Source organism: Kiloniella laminariae (assembly GCF_027214005.1).
Lineage (GTDB): Bacteria > Pseudomonadota > Alphaproteobacteria > Kiloniellales > Kiloniellaceae > Kiloniella > Kiloniella laminariae_A.
This window is the reverse complement of the sequence record NZ_JAPWGY010000001.1, coordinates 447,620-463,715: the sequence shown is the minus strand read 5'-3', so window position 1 is coordinate 463,715 and position 16,096 is coordinate 447,620. Positions and strand designations below refer to the sequence as shown.

The window sequence follows — 16,096 nt, the reverse complement described above, 5'->3', positions numbered from 1 at the left end:
AGCAGAAAGAAAAAAGCTCATGCAAAAACTGAAGAACCTCCATCCCCTCAGCGCTATGGCCCTGGGCCTGTCGTTGATGTTCACGGCCCCGGCAGAAGCAGGTCCGATCTCGGTAATTGATGATCGGGGTGTCGTTGTTACGGTTGAACAGGAACCGAAAAAAATTGCCGCGATTTCCTATTTTGCCGCAGACACCGCTCTTGCACTGGGACTGCAGCCTGTTGCCAGTACCTACATGATCGAAGATCGCAATCCAGATTATCTTCTGGACTATCTCACTGATGCCAAAAAGCTTGGGCAACGTGCCAGCCCCAACATGGAACTTCTGGCAGATTCAGAGCCAGATCTGATCGTCGCCATCCGCCGCTATACCGAAGGCAGCGCCAAGCAGTTCAATGCCGTAGCTCCTTATCTGGCCTTTAACCTTGAAACATTCGGCGACAGCGATCGCTCCATCCTCCAGATGGGCTCTCTGTTGGGCAAAGGCACAGAAGCCTCGGGCCTCAACGAGAAGTTTCATGCAGATCTCGCCGCTCACGTCGAAAAAATCCCTGAAGGAGCCGGGCCAAAGTATCTCTTTATCTGGGGCGGTGGAGAATCACCCTGGGCCTACTACAACGAACACATGACCTCGGCACTGGTCACAGCTCTCGGCGGGCAGAATATTTCCGGTTCCAATCCAACCCCGCACGTGCCTGATAACACCGCTTATGAAATGAGCCTGGAATACATGCTGGCGCAAAATCCTGAAGTTATCTTTGTCTATGACTATGGTCCCGACCGTCCTTTCGAGAACAATCCGATCTGGTCTCGACTGGATGCCGTGAAGAATGGCCGCGTGCACTTTGTCAAAGATCACTGGATTGAATCCCATGGACCTATTGCCCGCCAGATGGTTCTGCGCGAAGCGGCGCATTTCCTCTATCCGGAAACCTTCCCGGAAATTGATGTTCGTGCAGAAGCAACCAAGCTGATACCTGCCACCATCACCAACTAAGCCCGCGGAGCAAAGCGGTACAAAACTGCACGCCCTGAACGCCTGATCTCTCTCCCTCTTCCTGCAACACAAGATATACGAGAGACGATCAGGTGTCGGGCAAGGCAATCCAGCTATTGCCTGTTGCTGCCTGGTGGAGCGAATTTGACATTTGAATCCCATTCGCGGCGAGGTTCGTTTTCAAATGTCAAATTCAAAAGCTCCACTAGAAACAAAGAGGTCGCTAGTGGTTCTATGATTCCAACATTTGCACCTGAACTTGCTGATGAGGGATGCAAATGTTGAAACCGAACCACTAGCCCTATTCCCCGTTCCATCACCGTAAAGCTGGTCAGGCATACTTCCCTGCTCAAGCCATGACCCTGCGCAAAATTCAAAGCCAGATAAAGAAAGCAGCCCCCATGACCACTGTCCTTATTCCAGAAGACCTGCACAAGAAATCCGACCTGGATCACCGGGTCACACTTCTCTCGCGGCAAGACATCGCCAAAGTCGCCCTGGATCACAAAACCCTGCTTGCCACCGTCGAGACAGCTTTGCGGGATCTCGGTGCAGGGCTTGCGCTCAACCCGGCAAAAATCGAGATGGAATCCCCGGGTGAACGGGCCATGAACTATGCCATGATGGGCGCGTTAGCTGATCCGGCAACTGTCGGCATGAAACTTTCCTATAAATACTTTGGCGGACCCAAACGCCAGATGCAGCGCTACTATACCACGCTGTTGATTTTTGATGACACTAACGGACAACCTCTGGCCCTGGCAGACTGTTCCTGGATTACCGCGGCCCGGACGCCTGCGGTTTCAGCCCTGCTCGCCAAAGCCTCGATCAGCAAGTCCGCCCGCAAGGCCCTGATTGTCGGTTCCGGCATGCAAGCCCAGTATGCTGGTCCCATGCTGGCAGAGGCTTGCCCGCAGCTTGAACAGATTTCTATTCATGGCCGTTATCAGGAAGGTCTGAAAACCGCTCGGGAATTCTTTACCCACTGCTGTCCGGGACGCCAGCTTGAGGTTGCTGCCGATTTCGAAACAGCGGTGCGTGACGCCGATGTTATTATCGGCGTCTCCGGGCCAGCTTCACTGGATCAGGTACAGGCTGACTGGCTCAAACCGGGAGCGCTTTCGATACTGGTCGGTTACGGCCTGCATGCCGATGTTTTCCATCAGGCAGATTACCGTACAGCCACCAGTGAAGAACAGATGCAGGTCACGGGTCAGGATTTTGCCCTGCCTGATGGAAGTTTTCCGGCAGTTGACGCCGAGCTGCCCGCCATTCTGGCCGGACATGCCAAAGGCCGCCTGAGCGAGGAACAGCGGGTCTTCTCCTATAACAGCGGCCTGATCATCACGGATGTCGCTGTCGGACGGGCACTCTACGAGGCCGCCATCGCCCGCGGACTCGGCAACACGGTGTCGATATGGTAGCCGCAAAAAAACTGACTGCCCTCCCTGACTGGGCCGGTTCTGTTGCACAGCCAACACCCCCCCTGTCCAAAGCTGTGCAGCAGGATAATACACTGGCGACAAAGCGGCAGGTTACCAACCTGCCGCCAACAGTCGATCCCCGGGTTGAGTACTTCCTTGGCCAGACCCCTTTGCTACAGAGCCTGAAATCCGGATTTGGCGGGCCAGTTCATCTGTTGTTTCCCCGGATATTCCGGGAAACCGCCCAGGATTATATAAATCTTCTCGAGAGTTTTTCTCTGAAACATCAGATTTTTTTTGCCAAGAAAGCCAACAAGGCTGCTTGCTTTGTCCAGGAATGCGCCCGCCTCGGGATTGGTATTGATACCGCTAGTATCGAAGAGCTTGTTGCCGCGCTAAAAGGCGGGGTTTCCCCGCATTTGATCGGGATTACCGGGCCCGCCAAGAACGACCGCCTGCTCATCCTTGCCCTGCAGCAGGGGTGTTTGCTCGCAATCGATGCCCTGGATGAGCTGCAAAGAGCAGCCAGCTTTGCCCGCCAACTTGCCAGGCCTTTGCGATGCCTGATCCGGTTGCGTCCGGATGACCAGAAAAAAAGCCGTTTTGGTTTTTCCACGGATGAACTGCCTGAACTCTGGCATCAGATAGACCAGCTGAACCAGCCCCAGGAAACCATCCGGATGGAGGGCCTGTCCTTTCATCTTTCCGGCTATAACACCGCAGAACGCGCAGCGATGGCCTTCACCGCCATCTCCCTGCTCTCAGAACTGTCGCCACGTTTCCCTTACTCTCGCCGGATCAATATCGGGGGTGGCCTGCCTCTTTCCTATGCCTCCGCATCTGCGTGGCAGGACTTCCAGGCAAGCCAGAGCCCGGATGATTTTCACGGCGGCAAGCAGTTTGGGGGCGGCTTTTATCCCTATCACTGTGAAACCCCCGGACTGGATGCTCTTCGCAACATCCTGCAAACCCCGAACCCGGCAGGGAAAGGAGATCTTGCAAGCCTCCTGCGGGCACAGGATATGGAACTGATGCTGGAGCCCGGCCGTGCCTTGCTTGATCAAAGCGGTGTCACCCTTTTTTCAGTTCAGGGTGTCAAGGAAAGAAAACCAGAGGCATCGAAAGATGGTTACAGCATCATCACCGTCGACGGCACCAGCTTCAGCCTTTCCGAACAGTGGTTCGATAGCGAATTTCTGCCGGACCCAAGGTTGCTTTCCTCTCGAAAGGCTGATTGTGCGAGCACCTTGCCAGCTCCGCTTTTCCGGGCGGCCATCGGCGGGGTCAGCTGCCTGGACAGTGATATGTTGAGCTGGCGCAAAATCGTCTTCCCCAGAAGACCCGAAGTCGGTGATCTGCTTTGCTATCTGAATACCGCTGGCTATCAGATGGATTCCAATGAATCGGAATTCCATGGACTGCCTCTTCCCCAGAAAATCTGTCTCTTCCTGCGCAATGGCGTACCGGCCTGGTGCCGGGATACAGACTATTGCGCCGTTCTTGCCGAGGATCATTCATCATGGAATTGAAACAACACAGTCACAACCGGGGTATTGTTACCCGCTACAGCCAGACGGTCGGGCACACCCCTCTTCTCCAGCTTCCAGTCCCCCACCACAAGGCCACGCTGTTGCTCAAGCTTGAGCAGTTCAATCCCATGGGTAACATGAAATTCCGTATGGCGCTCAATATGATCAATGCAGCAGAAGCCTCTGGCCAGCTAAAGCCCGGTGGTCGCATTGTCGAAAGCACCTCCGGCAACACCGGGCTGGGACTGGCAGCCATTGCGGCTGAACGGGGATATCGCTTCACCGCGATTGTCGACAGCCACGCCGCCAAAGACAAACTCCGGGCCATGCGTGCCCTCGGCGCGGATATCGTTTTCGTCGATGAAAATAGCAGCGACGGAGAACTTTCAACTGCATTGCGCGATGAAACTGCTGCCCGAATTGCAGCCGAAGATCCCGGCAGTTTCTGGACGGAACAACACAACAACCCTGCCAATCCAGATGGCTATACATCGCTCGCCGAAGAACTTCTGGAAATCCTTGGACCAGAAATCGAAGCGCTGGTCGGGGCGGCAGGCACCGGAGGGTCGCTTTGCGGTACGGCAAAAGCCTTGCGAAAAACCATCCCTGAACTCTACAGCCTCGGCGTTGAACCTGAAGGGTCCATTATCTTTGGAGGGGCCGGGGGAACTTATTACCAGTCAGGAACAGGGACCCCGCCCGGTGCCGAAATCGGGGTCTGTGTCGATTACGATCAGATCAGCCTCGGGGTAAAGGTCGACGATATCGCGGCTTTCAATACGGCCCGGTACATCGCGCGACGTTTTGGTCTGCTGATCGGCGGTTCTGCCGGCGGGGCACTCTATGCAGCGATCCGCGCCATCCGCGAAGGCTTTCTCACCGGTACGGTGGTCGTCATCATTCCCGACGCAGGAGACAAGTACCTCGACAGTTATTACGATGACGACTGGATGGCGGAACGCAAACTGTTAAGTACGGAACTTCCGGCAGAACTTGAACTCTTTTTTGGTACAAGGAACGACTGATTTTATGTTTATCCGGGGGTATCTGGTCGAGGCGCAGTCGCTGCTGCGCCTCGCCTCACCGCTCATCCTGACGCAACTTGCACAGGTCGCCATTTCAACCACTGACATTGTCATGATGGGCTTGCTTGGCGAAGCCAGCCTGGCTGCAGGCGGATTGGCTTTCTTTATCTTCAACCTTTTGCGGACCATGGGCTTTGGTCTCGTTGTCGGTCTTTCAAACATGGTCGCCGAAGCCATTGGCGCAGGCAGGGACAGCGCCCTTTCCGACTGTCTTTTTGCCGGGCTGGCTGTCTCCAGCACAGCGGGCCTCGTCGCAGCCCTGCTGATGCTCTTTGGCTCCAGTGGTCTGGTTTATCTGGGACAGGAACCCGCCATTGTAACCCAGGCTGCCGAGTATCTCGCCTGGATGGCACCGGGAATACTGCCTGCGTTCTGGTTCTATAGCTATCGCGGGGTCAGCGTAGGCCTGCGCAAGGCCGGCCCTCTGTTATGGATCACCCTGGTATCCATCGGGGTCAACGCCGGATTGAACTATATTCTGATCGAAGGACTTTTTGGCCTGCCCAGACTGGGGCTTGCCGGTATTGCCGCAGCCAGCAGCCTGGTTTTCCTGCTCTCCTTTTTTGCTCTGGCAATTCTGACACACAGCCAGATAGATTTTGGCCGTCTACGCCTTGATGTTGCGCGGGTCTGGTCAAATACCCGCGACCTGCTCAGGATCGGGATACCGACCTCGGCCTCCTATGGGTCCGAAGCCGGCTTTTTTGCCGTCATCGCCCTGATGATGGGAACGGTCGGACAAACAGCCCTGGCGGCACATACCCTGGTCAACCAGATGGTCTATATCGTCTTCATGATCGCTATCGGCCTGTCCCATGCCGCTTCGGTCGGTATCAGTGAGGCTGTTGGTCGCGGTACGGGTACCCGGAAGGCCCATCCGGTAACCGCCGGAACTTTCTCGGGCCAAAGACCAGCCGAAGAAACCATCAGCAAGGTTGGGCGTACCGCCTTTTTCCTTGGGGGGACAATCATGTCCATCATCGCGATGTTCTATTTTCTTGCCCCGGAACGTTTTATTACTCTGATAACCCTGAAAAGCGGGCAGCAACCAGCCGAGGTTCTGGCACTGGCAAGCAGCCTGCTGCTGATCGCAGGGGTGCTTCAGATCTTTGATGCCCTGCAAAACATTGCCATTGGCACCTTGCGTGGCCTCGGGCAAGCCACAAGAGGTTTCTGGATTACCGTGGCTGGTTACTGGTTTATCGGGCTTCCTGCCGCCTGGTTTCTGGGTATTGATCAGCATCAGGGGGCCAGCGGAATCTGGGTCGGTCTGCTGGTCGGAGTTGCAGCGACAGCATGTCTGATGATTTTTGCCTTCGAGTATTTTTCCTGGGCGCGACGCAGCGGGGTTTTACAAAGCACCTGAAACCTGTCGCACGGACAGTGACACAACGGTTGACGCCGATATTGCGTATCATTATCATTAACCACCATTGATTGATAAGACAGAACCAAAAAACACGTGTCAAAATTCCAAGCACTCTCACCAAACAGTTACGGGGCTGCCCGGCGACAAAAAGCAGCCCCTTTCTTTCTTGTTACGGGAATCGCCGCTGTCGCCGTGACTGTTGGCCTGCTCGGCCTTGGGATTGGCGCACAATACATTCCTGTATCAGAAATCATTCGTGTCCTTTGGCTTCCCGATGACAGTGTATCCAGCATTATTCTCTGGGAACTGCGCCTGCCCCGCATGCTGATTGCCCTCCTCGCGGGCGCAAGTCTGGCCGTTGCCGGTTACCTGTTGCAAAGCATTACCAGAAACCCGCTGGCTTCTCCCTCCCTTACCGGGGTTACATCCGGGGCAGCCATGCTTGTGGTTCTGGCTTTTGTCTGTCTGCCTCAATTGATCAGCCCTTATTATTATCCCTTTCTTGCCCTCTTTGGCGGCACAGCCGCAGCCAGCATCACCCTGTTTCTCAGTGGACCGACCTTGTCCTCGCCTTTACGTCTGGCTCTTGCCGGGGTATCCGTTTCTTTTCTCGCCGCTGCAGTGACCACGCTGACCCTGCTTTCTGCCGGGCCACAAACCGGTACCCTGCTCTTCTGGCTCTCTGGCGGACTTCAGGGACGTAGCTGGTCCCAGTTGCTGATCATGCTGCCGTGGGTTGTCCCCGGATTGGTCTGTGTTTTTTTCTGCCTGCGCCCGCTTGCTCTCTTGTCTCTTGGCGATGAGCCCGCTCAGGCCATGGGGGTCAATGTCCGTCTCTGGCGTTCTCTGCTGGCCTTGCTGGCAATCTGCCTCAGTGCCGGGGTTGTCGCGGTTGCTGGCCCGATTGCCTTTGTCGGACTCTGTGTCCCGCATATGGCCCGGATGCTTGGCGCCCGTACAACAGGTACAGCCGTCGCGCTTTCCCTTGCTCTTGGCGCGCTGTTACTGGTCAGTGCCGATCTCTTTTCCCGCACACTCGCCGCCCCACGGGAACTGCCGATCGGCATGATCACGGCCTTGATCGGCGGGCCAATTTTCCTTGCCATTATCTATCGACAGAAGGCCTGAGAGCTTATGCAGCCTGCCCCCTCTTCCAGCATGTCCGGCATCGCCAGCAGCCTCAAAAAAAATCGGAAAATCCCGGCGCAACAGCTATCCGGTTCCCGGATATCAGGCGGGTTGCTTGGCCTTGTTATATTCAGCTTTCCGATTGTCGTGATCCTGGCAATCTTTCTGGGCACCGTCGATCTTGAAACGGCTGAAACCCTCTTTGCCCTTTTCGGCGAGGGCAGCCAACGCACCGACACCATTATCGCTTTCCAGCGGCTCCCCCGCGTTATTGTCGGGTTGCTTGTCGGGGTTCATTTTGCTCTTTCCGGCGCCCTGCTCCAGGCAATCACGCGCAACCCGCTTGCTGATCCCACCATCCTGGGTGTTTCACAGGGGGCAACACTGGCCGTGATGCTCTTTCTGATGTTTGCCGTTTATGCCGGGAATAGCGATGGCAGCCAGCTTTTTACAATTCCCCTGGAGTATCTGCCCCTGGCTGGTTGTCTCGGCGGGCTGATTGCTGGCTTTGCAGTCTATCTCCTGTCCTGGCAAAGCGGTCTGTCTCCCTTGCGCTTAACCCTGATGGGTATTGCTCTGGGGGCTGTGCTTCATGCTCTGGCAATGGGGCTGCTGGCTGGTTGGGGCTCGACCCGGATGGAATCCATCCTGCTCTGGATGTCTGGCAGTCTCTACGCCCGGGGCTGGGATCATCTGATTTATCTTTTGCCCTGGACTGTCGCCAGCCTGTTTTTCCTGCCCTTGCTCCGGCGTCCTGTACGTTTGTTGCAGCTCGAAGACGACTGCGCGACCTCTTTTGGCCTTTCAGTTCCTCTCTGGCGCAGCCTCGCGCTGGCTGTCGGTGCCGGCCTCGCAGCCAGTGCTGTCGGGGTCGTCGGACCTGTCGGCTTTATCGGGCTCGTTGTGCCTCACCTTGCCCGCTATCTGTCCCGGGGCACCAACCAGCACTTTTACATTCCCATCGTCGCCCTGCTCGGGGCCGGGCTGGTGGTCGGTTCTGATCTGATTGGCCGTCTGCTGCTCAGCCCCAATGAAGTTCCCGTTGGAATCATCGCAGCACTGCTTGGTGTTCCGGTTTTTCTTGTCCTGCTCCGCCGTTATGGATGACCCTCAGCATGCCCAGCTCCCTCCCCGAAGCCACTGTCTTTTCTTCCAGCTCTCCCAGAGAGATCAGTTCAATTTCGCTAGACAATGTCACACTGGGATACAGTAGGCAGCCTGTAGTGGAAGGTCTCTCGCTCAACCTGCAGCAAGGTAAGGTCAACATCCTGATCGGTCCGAACGGCTGTGGTAAAAGTACGCTGTTACGCGCCATGGCCGGGCTGCTCAAACCCACTCAAGGTTCGGCGGTCCTGCAAGGAAAGGAGCTGCACAAATGGCCGCGACGGACACTTGCCCGGGCCCTGTCTTTTTTGCCCCAGGCTCCCGAAGTTCCAGAAAACATGACCATCGGCCAGCTGGTCGAACAGGGGCGCTTTGCCCACCGGGGCCTGATCCGGGCATTGACAGCTGAAGATCGTGAGGCTGTCAGCTGGGCACTGGAACAGACGGGTCTGCTGGATTATCGCGAGCGTTCAATGCGCACAGTCTCTGGCGGAGAGCGTCAACGCGCCTGGATTGCGACAGCGCTGGCCCAGCAGGCGTCCATTCTCTTGCTTGATGAACCGACGACCTACCTTGATCTCGGCCATCAACTGGAAGTACTTGAACTGTTGCAGGAGCTCTCAACAACACAAGGTCTGACCATCGCCCTTTCCCTGCACGAAATCAATCACGCCCTGATGTTTGCTGATAGCCTGACCCTGCTTGCCAACGGAAAACTGCTCTACTCCGGTCCACCCCAGGAGCTTGTAACAACAGGATTGATTGAAAGCACCTTTGCAATCCGGGGACAGTATCTGAATATCCCCGGGCACGGCCCCCTGCATATCGCCACAAGTTCGCAGCGGCGTAAAAATCCTTTACCTCTCGCCCGTACAGCTTAACCTTCCTCCAGCAGGACATTACAAACAGAAAGGGCCGCCAAAGCGACCCTTTCTGCATTTCTATCGCTGCTTAATATCAGTCGATATCAAAGGTGATTCCCTGTGCCAATGGCAGAGAACGGGAATAGTTCACGGTATTGGTCTGGCGACGCATATAGGCTTTCCATGCATCAGAACCGGACTCACGTCCACCCCCGGTTTCCTTTTCACCACCGAAAGCACCACCGATTTCCGCACCGCTTGGGCCGATATTGACGTTGGCAATACCACAGTCGGAACCGACATCAGACAGGAACTGTTCTGCTTCGCGTACATCCGTGGTGAAGACACAGGAAGACAGGCCCTGTGGCACCGCATTCTGCATCTCGACTGCCGCATCAAAGCTGTCGTATTTCATCGCATAGAGGATCGGCGCAAAGGTTTCAGTCTCGACAACCTTGTTCTGAACCGGCATTTCAACCACGGCTGGACGAACATAATACCCGCCGGGGAACTGCTCGGCCAGTTCGCGCTCGCCGCCATGGACCTTGCCACCCGATGCTTTCGCTGCCGCCAGTGCAGACTGCATGCCGTCAAAAGACGCCTGATCAATCAGCGGGCCAACCAATGTGCCTTTTTCCAGTGGATTGCCGACCTTGACCGACGCATAGGCGGCGATCACACGGGGCATCAGCTGCTCATAGATATCCTTGTGCACGATCAGACGGCGCAGGGTCGTACAGCGCTGGCCGGCTGTGCCCACAGCCGAGAAAAGAATAGCGCGGACGGCCATATCCAGATCAGCAGACGGTGTGACGATCATGGCGTTGTTGCCACCGAGTTCCAGGATGGAACGGCCAAAGCGGGCGGCAACTTTTGGACCAACCTGACGGCCCATGGCCGTGCTGCCCGTAGCAGAGACAATCGGCACATCTTCGCTGCTGACCATGGCATCGCCAACATCACGCCCACCGATCAGCACATGATGCAGGCCTTCCGGGGCATCATCACCAAAACGGGCCAGTGCTTTTTCAAGGATCTTCTGACAGGCCAGAGCAGTCAAAGGTGTTTTTTCCGACGGCTTCCAGATCACAGAGTTACCGCAAACCAGCGCCAGTGCCGTATTCCAGGACCAGACAGCCACCGGGAAGTTAAAGGCAGAGATCACACCGCACACCCCCATCGGGTGCCAGCTTTCACGCATGTGGTGACCCGGGCGCTCTGACGCAATCGTCAGGCCATAAAGCTGACGGGACAGACCAACAGCAAAGTCACAGATGTCGATCATCTCCTGAACTTCACCCAAGCCCTCTTCATAGATCTTGCCGCATTCCAGTGTCACCAGACGGCCGAGATCTTCCTTGGCTGCACGCAGCTCCTCGCCCAGCAGACGAACCAGCTCACCACGACGCGGTGCAGGTACAGCCTTCCAGCTGTTGAACGCAGACTTGGCAGAGGCGATCACTGCGGGAACATCCGCAGCTTTAATCTCGGCGACAGCGGCGATTTCAGCCCCATCGACCGGAGATGTCACCTTCAGGGAGCCGCCGGTTGTTTCAGCCTGGGACAAGCCCAGACGTTCCAGAATATCAGAATAGCTCATGCGTCTCTCCTTGAAGTATCAGACTGCGACAGTCCTGGTTGAACTGTGCAGGATAGCATGTGTTTATCAGCCGATGTTGAGCTCCGACAGGGGTGAACACCCCTGTTTTTCCCGGATTTACGAACCCTTGACTGAATTGGATATTTTCTACAGTCGTAAGGTAATGCCAGTGCAGAGCGCCGCAAAGCAAGAAATAATCGCAATCTCATGATATTATCTCATGACTTGATGGCAAGTATCCAGCTTTTGCCTGTAAATTGTTGCTCCCTTGCCTTATTAATTGTATAAGATCAGACCTTATTTTCTTTTTAGGCGAGGCTCCTTCAGATATGACCTTTGACGATTGCAAGATCGCCAGAAGGGGCAGCGATGAAATGTTCCCTGAAGATTTTCAGAAGAATACTTCTGAAAGGATGACTTCGGACAACGCAAAAGATTGTCCCTTTCCGCCTCCGGCAGATTACAGTCACCTTAACCCTCCCGCACTCCTGCCACCCCGCGTTGAATGCCACCTTGACCGGACCAGATTGGTTCGGCACATGACCTATATAGGGCACCTGCATACAGATCAGCTTTTAGCCGAACTCAAAGAGATATGGCAACAAATTCCGAACCTGGAAAACTATGACAATGTCATTGATCTGCGATTTCATCGGGGCAACGCCAGCTGGCATACCGTCAAGGAAATTGGTGACCAGTGGGATCACCATTTCGGCGGGAAAGGCCCCAAAAGACGCACAGCCTTTTTGTCTGACCAGAAAAGCTTCAATATCCTGATAAAAGCGATCAGAGCCGTGCTCCCGAACCAGGTCTTCAACGTCTTCACTGACCGGGAAAAGGCTGTGGCCTGGATCGAGAGACAACGCCACACTGAATAAGATCAACCCCGGCTACAGTGTCACTCAGAGATGCCTGATAGCAACATGAATGACAGGGGATGACGTTTTTCCCATAGCAGCAGTCTCTTCCCTGACCAGTGAAACCTGCCCGCTTTCACCCGACAGATGACAGCTTTCCCCTGCTACAAGCCGGAATTTCTGATCCGCGTTTATTACCACCGCTGCTGCATTCGCGGGAATGTAAAAAAAGTCGGTTCCACCAGACAGCTCAACCATCTGTTTTTCCAGACCGAGCTGTAGCACATGGACACTTGCCCGGGCGTAGCGGCGATCGACCATGACATTAAAGTCTGTGATCGGCCCCTCTGTCAGCTGTGCCTCGACAGCGACATCACCTGCAAATTCGACAGGTTGCAAGGGCGCTTTCAACGTCAGTTTTCCCTGTCGCGCCACATCCAGAACCATTCCCTTGCCCTCAAGGATCATGAGATTACGGTCGATACAGGGAAAACAGGAAAACGGACCATCCTGAGCAACGGTGGCAATACTGATACGCCAGAGAAACGGGCTGTCACCTTGATCCGGCAAGCCAGTCGATTCATGGGCCGATTCATGGGCCGATTCATGGACCGATCCATTGGCCGATCCATGGGAAGCAACAGCCAGTTCAACAGTCGTCCCCAAACCGTTTTTCCACGGCATGCTTTTATAATCTGCCACTCTCAGATGCTGTTTCATCGCGCCACCCTCGTCTTTTCCCTCGCAGAGAGACCAGCATTACAAGAATGCTTTCGGCCCGAACAGCGAAAAAAGAATCCCTGTTCTTTCTTCAGGCAGACAATCTTGCATCGACATAGAGAGTATTGCGACGGGTTTGCTCCAATGTCGTTTTCACCCGGTAAGTTTCCTCGATTGACGATAGCGCCAGGACCTTGCCGGGGGGGCCATCGGCCAGGACCGCTCCCGATCCCAGCAACACCAGCCGATCACAAAACTGCGCCGCCAGATTAAGATCATGCAAGGCGGCAATAACGATCATACCGCGTTTTTTCATCACCCGCCGCACCGTGGCGAGAATAGAAAGCTGATGATGCAGATCCAGCGCTGAAGTCGGCTCATCCAGCAGCACCAGATCAGGTTGGCGGACCAGTGTCTGGGCTACAGCGACCATTTGCGCCTGCCCGCCGCTGAGCAGGGCAATTCCCTTATCAGCCAGATGTGACAGTTCCAGTTCGGCCAGAATATCGGCAACCCGGTCGAGGTCATCACTGGAAACCCGCCAGCGGTTGGCCTGTTTCAATGCCAGCAGAATACATTCAAAAACACTCAACGCAGCGTTACATCCATAGGCCTGGGGCATATAGGCCACCCGCCGGGAGCGCTGCGCCCGACCCGCTGTAACCAGATCAATATCCCCCAGACTGATCGTCCCTGTCCCGGGGCGGATAATACCGGCAATAGATTTGAACAGTGTCGATTTCCCCGAGGCATTCGGCCCGATCAGACCAACGAACTCTCCCGGCTTCACATTGGAAACCGTAATCCCCTTCAGAATAGTGACCTTGCCATATCCGGCACCAAGATCTGTAATATTCAGATTGTTCATGACAGACGCTCCCGTCGGCTGGAAAGGATAAGAGATACAAAAACAGGCACCCCGATCAGGGCGGTGATAATTCCGATAGGATAGATCACCCCCGGCGTGATCATCTTGCTGGCAATGGAGGTCAACGACAGCACCAGTGCCCCGACCAGAACCGAGAGAGGAAGAAAAAAGCGCTGGTCTTCCCCGACAATCAACCGGGCAATGTGGGGACCGACCAGACCAATAAATCCGACGGTACCGACAAAGGCCACCGCTGTTGCCGCCAGGATGGAAATGACTATCAGCATCTCGACCCGCAGGCGCGCAACGTCAATTCCCAGACTGAGGGCGGTATCGTCGCCCATACGCAATGCTGTCAGCTGCCAGGTCCGGAACAGGCTGTAGGGCAGCGCAAGACAGAGTAAGACAGCACCCAGCGCAATCTTTTCCCAGCTTGCCCGCGCCAGAGACCCCATCATCCAGAAGACGATGCGGGCCAACTGATCTTCCGAAGACATATACTGCATCAACGCAAGCGCGGCGTTAAAGGTGAAAAATATCGCAATCCCGAACAGCACCATGGTTTCGGTGCCGACCCCCTTGACCCGGGTCGCGATCAGAATAAAGCCGCAGGTCAGCAGCGCAAAAACAAAGGCATTGACCGTGACCAGCATATGCCCGATCCCCGGAACGATGCTCCAGCCCAGTACGATCGCCAGTGCCGCGCCAAAACTGGCGGCAGAAGAAACCCCGAGCGTAAAAGGTTCCGCCAGCGGGTTGTTCAGGACCGTTTGCATCTGGGCCCCGGACAGAGCCAGCAAACCGCCAACCAGAATTGCCGTAACAGCAACAGGCAAGCGGTAATCCCAGATAATGACTTCCATCTGGATGCCATGGGCGCTGCGATCCAGCAGGGTTTCAAGAACCATCGACAGAGGGAAATTTCCCGGACCGTTGGTCAGATCCACCAGAAAACTGATCAGCAGCAGCGCGGCAACCAGCACAAGCGCAAAGTATCGTCGTGCAACGCGGGTTTGATACCCCTGCCGGGTCGTGTTGATGTCGGTACTTGCCACCATGTTTCTTTCCTCCCAAAAGCAGTGCCTCTTCTTTCACGGGGAAAGAAGAGGCACTGCTTCCACTTTAGTTACTGTGGTGTTTCAAGAGATCCCCAGAAAACACCGCTGTACTCAATCGGCAAGAAACGTTCATGCAGCTCGATAAAGGCAGCTTCCGGATCAAGGTCGGCAAAGAGATCAGGATGCATCCATTTGGCAAAGGCCTGCAGCGCTGCAAAATGATAAGGGCTGTTGTAAAACTGGTGGTAAATAGAGTGGAACTGACCGTTCTTAACCGCTTTCAGTTCTCCCCAGCCTTTACGTGCAGCCAGCCCGGCCAGACGCTCCTGAACCATTTCCTTGCTCGCATCATATCCAAAGAGTACGGCAATGTTATCAGGTTTGGCTTCGGCCCAGTTGGCACCTGTACCGATGATGATATCCGGATTGTCGGTAAAGATTACTTCCGGATTTACCTTGCCACTGAAGCCTGGAAACTTGCGTGATCCCCAGTTGATGCCTCCGGCCAGATCGACCAGACGCCCCATGTTGGCGCCACCAAAAGTGCCACAGCAATCATCAGGATCATAGCCCGCCCCGCGTTCGATAAAGACAATCGGCTTGTCTTCATCCTTGATCGCCTCAACCCGGGAAAACACTGTCATCATCTGCTGCTGATAAAAATCGAGATACTCATCAGCGCGATCCCGCTGATCAAAAATCCGCCCCAGAATTTGGATGCTCGGTGCGGTATGCTGGGTTGGGCGCTGTCTGAAATCAAGGAAGACAACCGCTACACCGGCCTTCTCCAGTTTTTCAACAATGCCGCTTTCCTGTGCTTTGAGCAGATTGCCAAGGTTCAGAAAGACGACTTCTGTACCAAGAGAAATCAGGGTTTCAAGACTGTATTCAGCCGCATAGGGGCTACCAAGATTCTGGATGTCTGCTGCTTCAGGGAACTTTTCAACATACTTGCGATAGGCGTCCGGATCGTACTTGATCATGTCGTCTTTCCAGCCGACCACACGCTTGAACGGATTTTCCCGATCCAGAACCGCCAGGGAATAGATCATTCTTCCCTCACCGAGAACGATCTTTGAAGGATTTTTTTCTACCTCGACAATGCGTCCGGCAATATCCGTAATCGTAATTTTTTCCGCCTGTGCGGTGGCGACTTGCATCCCCAAAACCAGAGCTATAATTCCCGCTAAGGCTTTTGCCTTGCGGTTCACATTCCTGAATTTCATCAGTATTCCTTCCAACGGCTATAATTCCGGCGACTGAGCAACAGTAAAAATGTCGGTATCCTGCGCTTAAGACAAAGCGGGCCCCTGAGCTGAATCCGCGATCCAGCCCCTGCATTTTCACTCAAAAGTATCGATAGGAGGCACCTTACTGCAGCAAAAATGAGAATGCAAATGATTCGCAATATTAATGAAAAACGAAGAATGACCAAAATAAAGCGGTCTAAAACCCGGTACGGACAAAATGATAAGAGAAACTGTCTATAACGTT

Annotated in this window: 14 protein-coding genes; 9 read left to right on the top strand and 5 right to left on the bottom strand. The window is 54.8% G+C overall.

Annotated elements, in window-relative coordinates:
* Positions 1-19 precede the first annotated feature (19 nt).
* The 8 genes from O4H49_RS02065 to O4H49_RS02030 all read left to right on the top strand — a co-directional run bounded on the left by O4H49_RS02065 (position 20) and on the right by O4H49_RS02030 (position 9,517).
* Complete coding sequence (locus O4H49_RS02065) at positions 20-997, top strand: ABC transporter substrate-binding protein (protein ID WP_269421746.1); 978 nt, start codon at positions 20-22, stop codon at positions 995-997.
* Between the two features lie 401 nt (positions 998-1,398).
* Entirely contained in the window at positions 1,399-2,421 is a 1,023-nt protein-coding gene (locus O4H49_RS02060; protein ID WP_269421745.1) for a hypothetical protein, read from the top strand.
* The gene (locus tag O4H49_RS02055) at positions 2,415-3,950 is read left to right on the top strand and encodes an alanine racemase (RefSeq protein ID WP_269421744.1); all 1,536 of its coding nucleotides are present in this window, start codon (positions 2,415-2,417) and stop codon (positions 3,948-3,950) included. Before O4H49_RS02060 ends, O4H49_RS02055 begins: the two co-directional genes overlap by 7 nt.
* Positions 3,941-4,975, top strand: coding sequence for a PLP-dependent cysteine synthase family protein (locus O4H49_RS02050; protein WP_269421743.1), 1,035 nt, complete (start codon positions 3,941-3,943; stop codon positions 4,973-4,975). The genes O4H49_RS02055 and O4H49_RS02050 overlap by 10 nt, the downstream gene beginning before the upstream one ends.
* A gap of 4 nt (positions 4,976-4,979) precedes the next feature.
* Positions 4,980-6,401 (top strand): MATE family efflux transporter, encoded by a 1,422-nt coding sequence (locus tag O4H49_RS02045; protein WP_269421742.1) that lies wholly within the window; start codon positions 4,980-4,982, stop codon positions 6,399-6,401.
* 96 nt (positions 6,402-6,497) lie between these two features.
* A complete protein-coding gene (locus O4H49_RS02040) occupies positions 6,498-7,532 on the top strand; it encodes a FecCD family ABC transporter permease (RefSeq protein ID WP_269421741.1) in 1,035 nt (344 codons plus the stop codon).
* Between the two features lie 6 nt (positions 7,533-7,538).
* Positions 7,539-8,639, top strand: coding sequence for a FecCD family ABC transporter permease (locus O4H49_RS02035; RefSeq protein WP_269421740.1), 1,101 nt, complete (start codon positions 7,539-7,541; stop codon positions 8,637-8,639).
* 8 nt (positions 8,640-8,647) lie between these two features.
* The gene (locus O4H49_RS02030) at positions 8,648-9,517 is read left to right on the top strand and encodes an ABC transporter ATP-binding protein (RefSeq protein ID WP_269421739.1); all 870 of its coding nucleotides are present in this window, start codon (positions 8,648-8,650) and stop codon (positions 9,515-9,517) included.
* 76 nt (positions 9,518-9,593) lie between these two features.
* Here O4H49_RS02030 and O4H49_RS02025 read toward each other — a convergent pair whose 3' ends face one another.
* Entirely contained in the window at positions 9,594-11,099 is a 1,506-nt protein-coding gene (locus O4H49_RS02025; protein ID WP_269421738.1) for an aldehyde dehydrogenase family protein, read from the bottom strand.
* Positions 11,100-11,638: 539 nt separating this feature from the next.
* Between O4H49_RS02025 and O4H49_RS02020 the strand changes: the two genes are divergently transcribed.
* Entirely contained in the window at positions 11,639-11,977 is a 339-nt protein-coding gene (locus O4H49_RS02020) for a hypothetical protein (protein WP_269421737.1), read from the top strand.
* Positions 11,978-12,001: 24 nt separating this feature from the next.
* Here the strand turns inward: O4H49_RS02020 and O4H49_RS02015 are convergent, their stop codons facing one another.
* The 4 genes from O4H49_RS02015 to O4H49_RS02000 all read right to left on the bottom strand — a co-directional run bounded on the left by O4H49_RS02015 (position 12,002) and on the right by O4H49_RS02000 (position 15,828).
* The gene (locus O4H49_RS02015; RefSeq protein ID WP_269421736.1) at positions 12,002-12,676 is read right to left on the bottom strand and encodes a HutD family protein; all 675 of its coding nucleotides are present in this window, start codon (positions 12,674-12,676) and stop codon (positions 12,002-12,004) included.
* A gap of 91 nt (positions 12,677-12,767) precedes the next feature.
* On the bottom strand, positions 12,768-13,544 hold the full coding sequence (locus O4H49_RS02010; RefSeq protein WP_269421735.1) for an ABC transporter ATP-binding protein: 777 nt from the start codon (positions 13,542-13,544) through the stop codon (positions 12,768-12,770).
* The gene (locus tag O4H49_RS02005; RefSeq protein WP_269421734.1) at positions 13,541-14,602 is read right to left on the bottom strand and encodes a FecCD family ABC transporter permease; all 1,062 of its coding nucleotides are present in this window, start codon (positions 14,600-14,602) and stop codon (positions 13,541-13,543) included. Before O4H49_RS02005 ends, O4H49_RS02010 begins: the two co-directional genes overlap by 4 nt.
* A 68-nt stretch (positions 14,603-14,670) precedes the next feature.
* Positions 14,671-15,828, bottom strand: coding sequence for an ABC transporter substrate-binding protein (locus O4H49_RS02000; protein ID WP_269421733.1), 1,158 nt, complete (start codon positions 15,826-15,828; stop codon positions 14,671-14,673).
* Positions 15,829-16,096 lie beyond the last annotated feature (268 nt).

What these genes read in the sequence shown, in the direction of transcription:
- O4H49_RS02065 (WP_269421746.1), top strand. Translation starts at nt 20, where the DNA reads ATGCAAAAACTGAAGAACCTCCATCCCCTCAGCGCTATGGCCCTGGGC.
- O4H49_RS02060 (WP_269421745.1), top strand. Translation starts at nt 1,399, where the DNA reads ATGACCACTGTCCTTATTCCAGAAGACCTGCACAAGAAATCCGACCTG.
- O4H49_RS02055 (WP_269421744.1), top strand. Translation starts at nt 2,415, where the DNA reads ATGGTAGCCGCAAAAAAACTGACTGCCCTCCCTGACTGGGCCGGTTCT.
- O4H49_RS02050 (WP_269421743.1), top strand. Translation starts at nt 3,941, where the DNA reads ATGGAATTGAAACAACACAGTCACAACCGGGGTATTGTTACCCGCTAC.
- O4H49_RS02045 (WP_269421742.1), top strand. Translation starts at nt 4,980, where the DNA reads ATGTTTATCCGGGGGTATCTGGTCGAGGCGCAGTCGCTGCTGCGCCTC.
- O4H49_RS02035 (WP_269421740.1), top strand. Translation starts at nt 7,539, where the DNA reads ATGCAGCCTGCCCCCTCTTCCAGCATGTCCGGCATCGCCAGCAGCCTC.
- O4H49_RS02030 (WP_269421739.1), top strand. Translation starts at nt 8,648, where the DNA reads ATGCCCAGCTCCCTCCCCGAAGCCACTGTCTTTTCTTCCAGCTCTCCC.
- O4H49_RS02025 (WP_269421738.1), bottom strand. Translation starts at nt 11,099, where the DNA reads ATGAGCTATTCTGATATTCTGGAACGTCTGGGCTTGTCCCAGGCTGAA.
- O4H49_RS02020 (WP_269421737.1), top strand. Translation starts at nt 11,639, where the DNA reads ATGACCTATATAGGGCACCTGCATACAGATCAGCTTTTAGCCGAACTC.
- O4H49_RS02015 (WP_269421736.1), bottom strand. Translation starts at nt 12,676, where the DNA reads ATGAAACAGCATCTGAGAGTGGCAGATTATAAAAGCATGCCGTGGAAA.
- O4H49_RS02010 (WP_269421735.1), bottom strand. Translation starts at nt 13,544, where the DNA reads ATGAACAATCTGAATATTACAGATCTTGGTGCCGGATATGGCAAGGTC.
- O4H49_RS02005 (WP_269421734.1), bottom strand. Translation starts at nt 14,602, where the DNA reads ATGGTGGCAAGTACCGACATCAACACGACCCGGCAGGGGTATCAAACC.
- O4H49_RS02000 (WP_269421733.1), bottom strand. Translation starts at nt 15,828, where the DNA reads ATGAAATTCAGGAATGTGAACCGCAAGGCAAAAGCCTTAGCGGGAATT.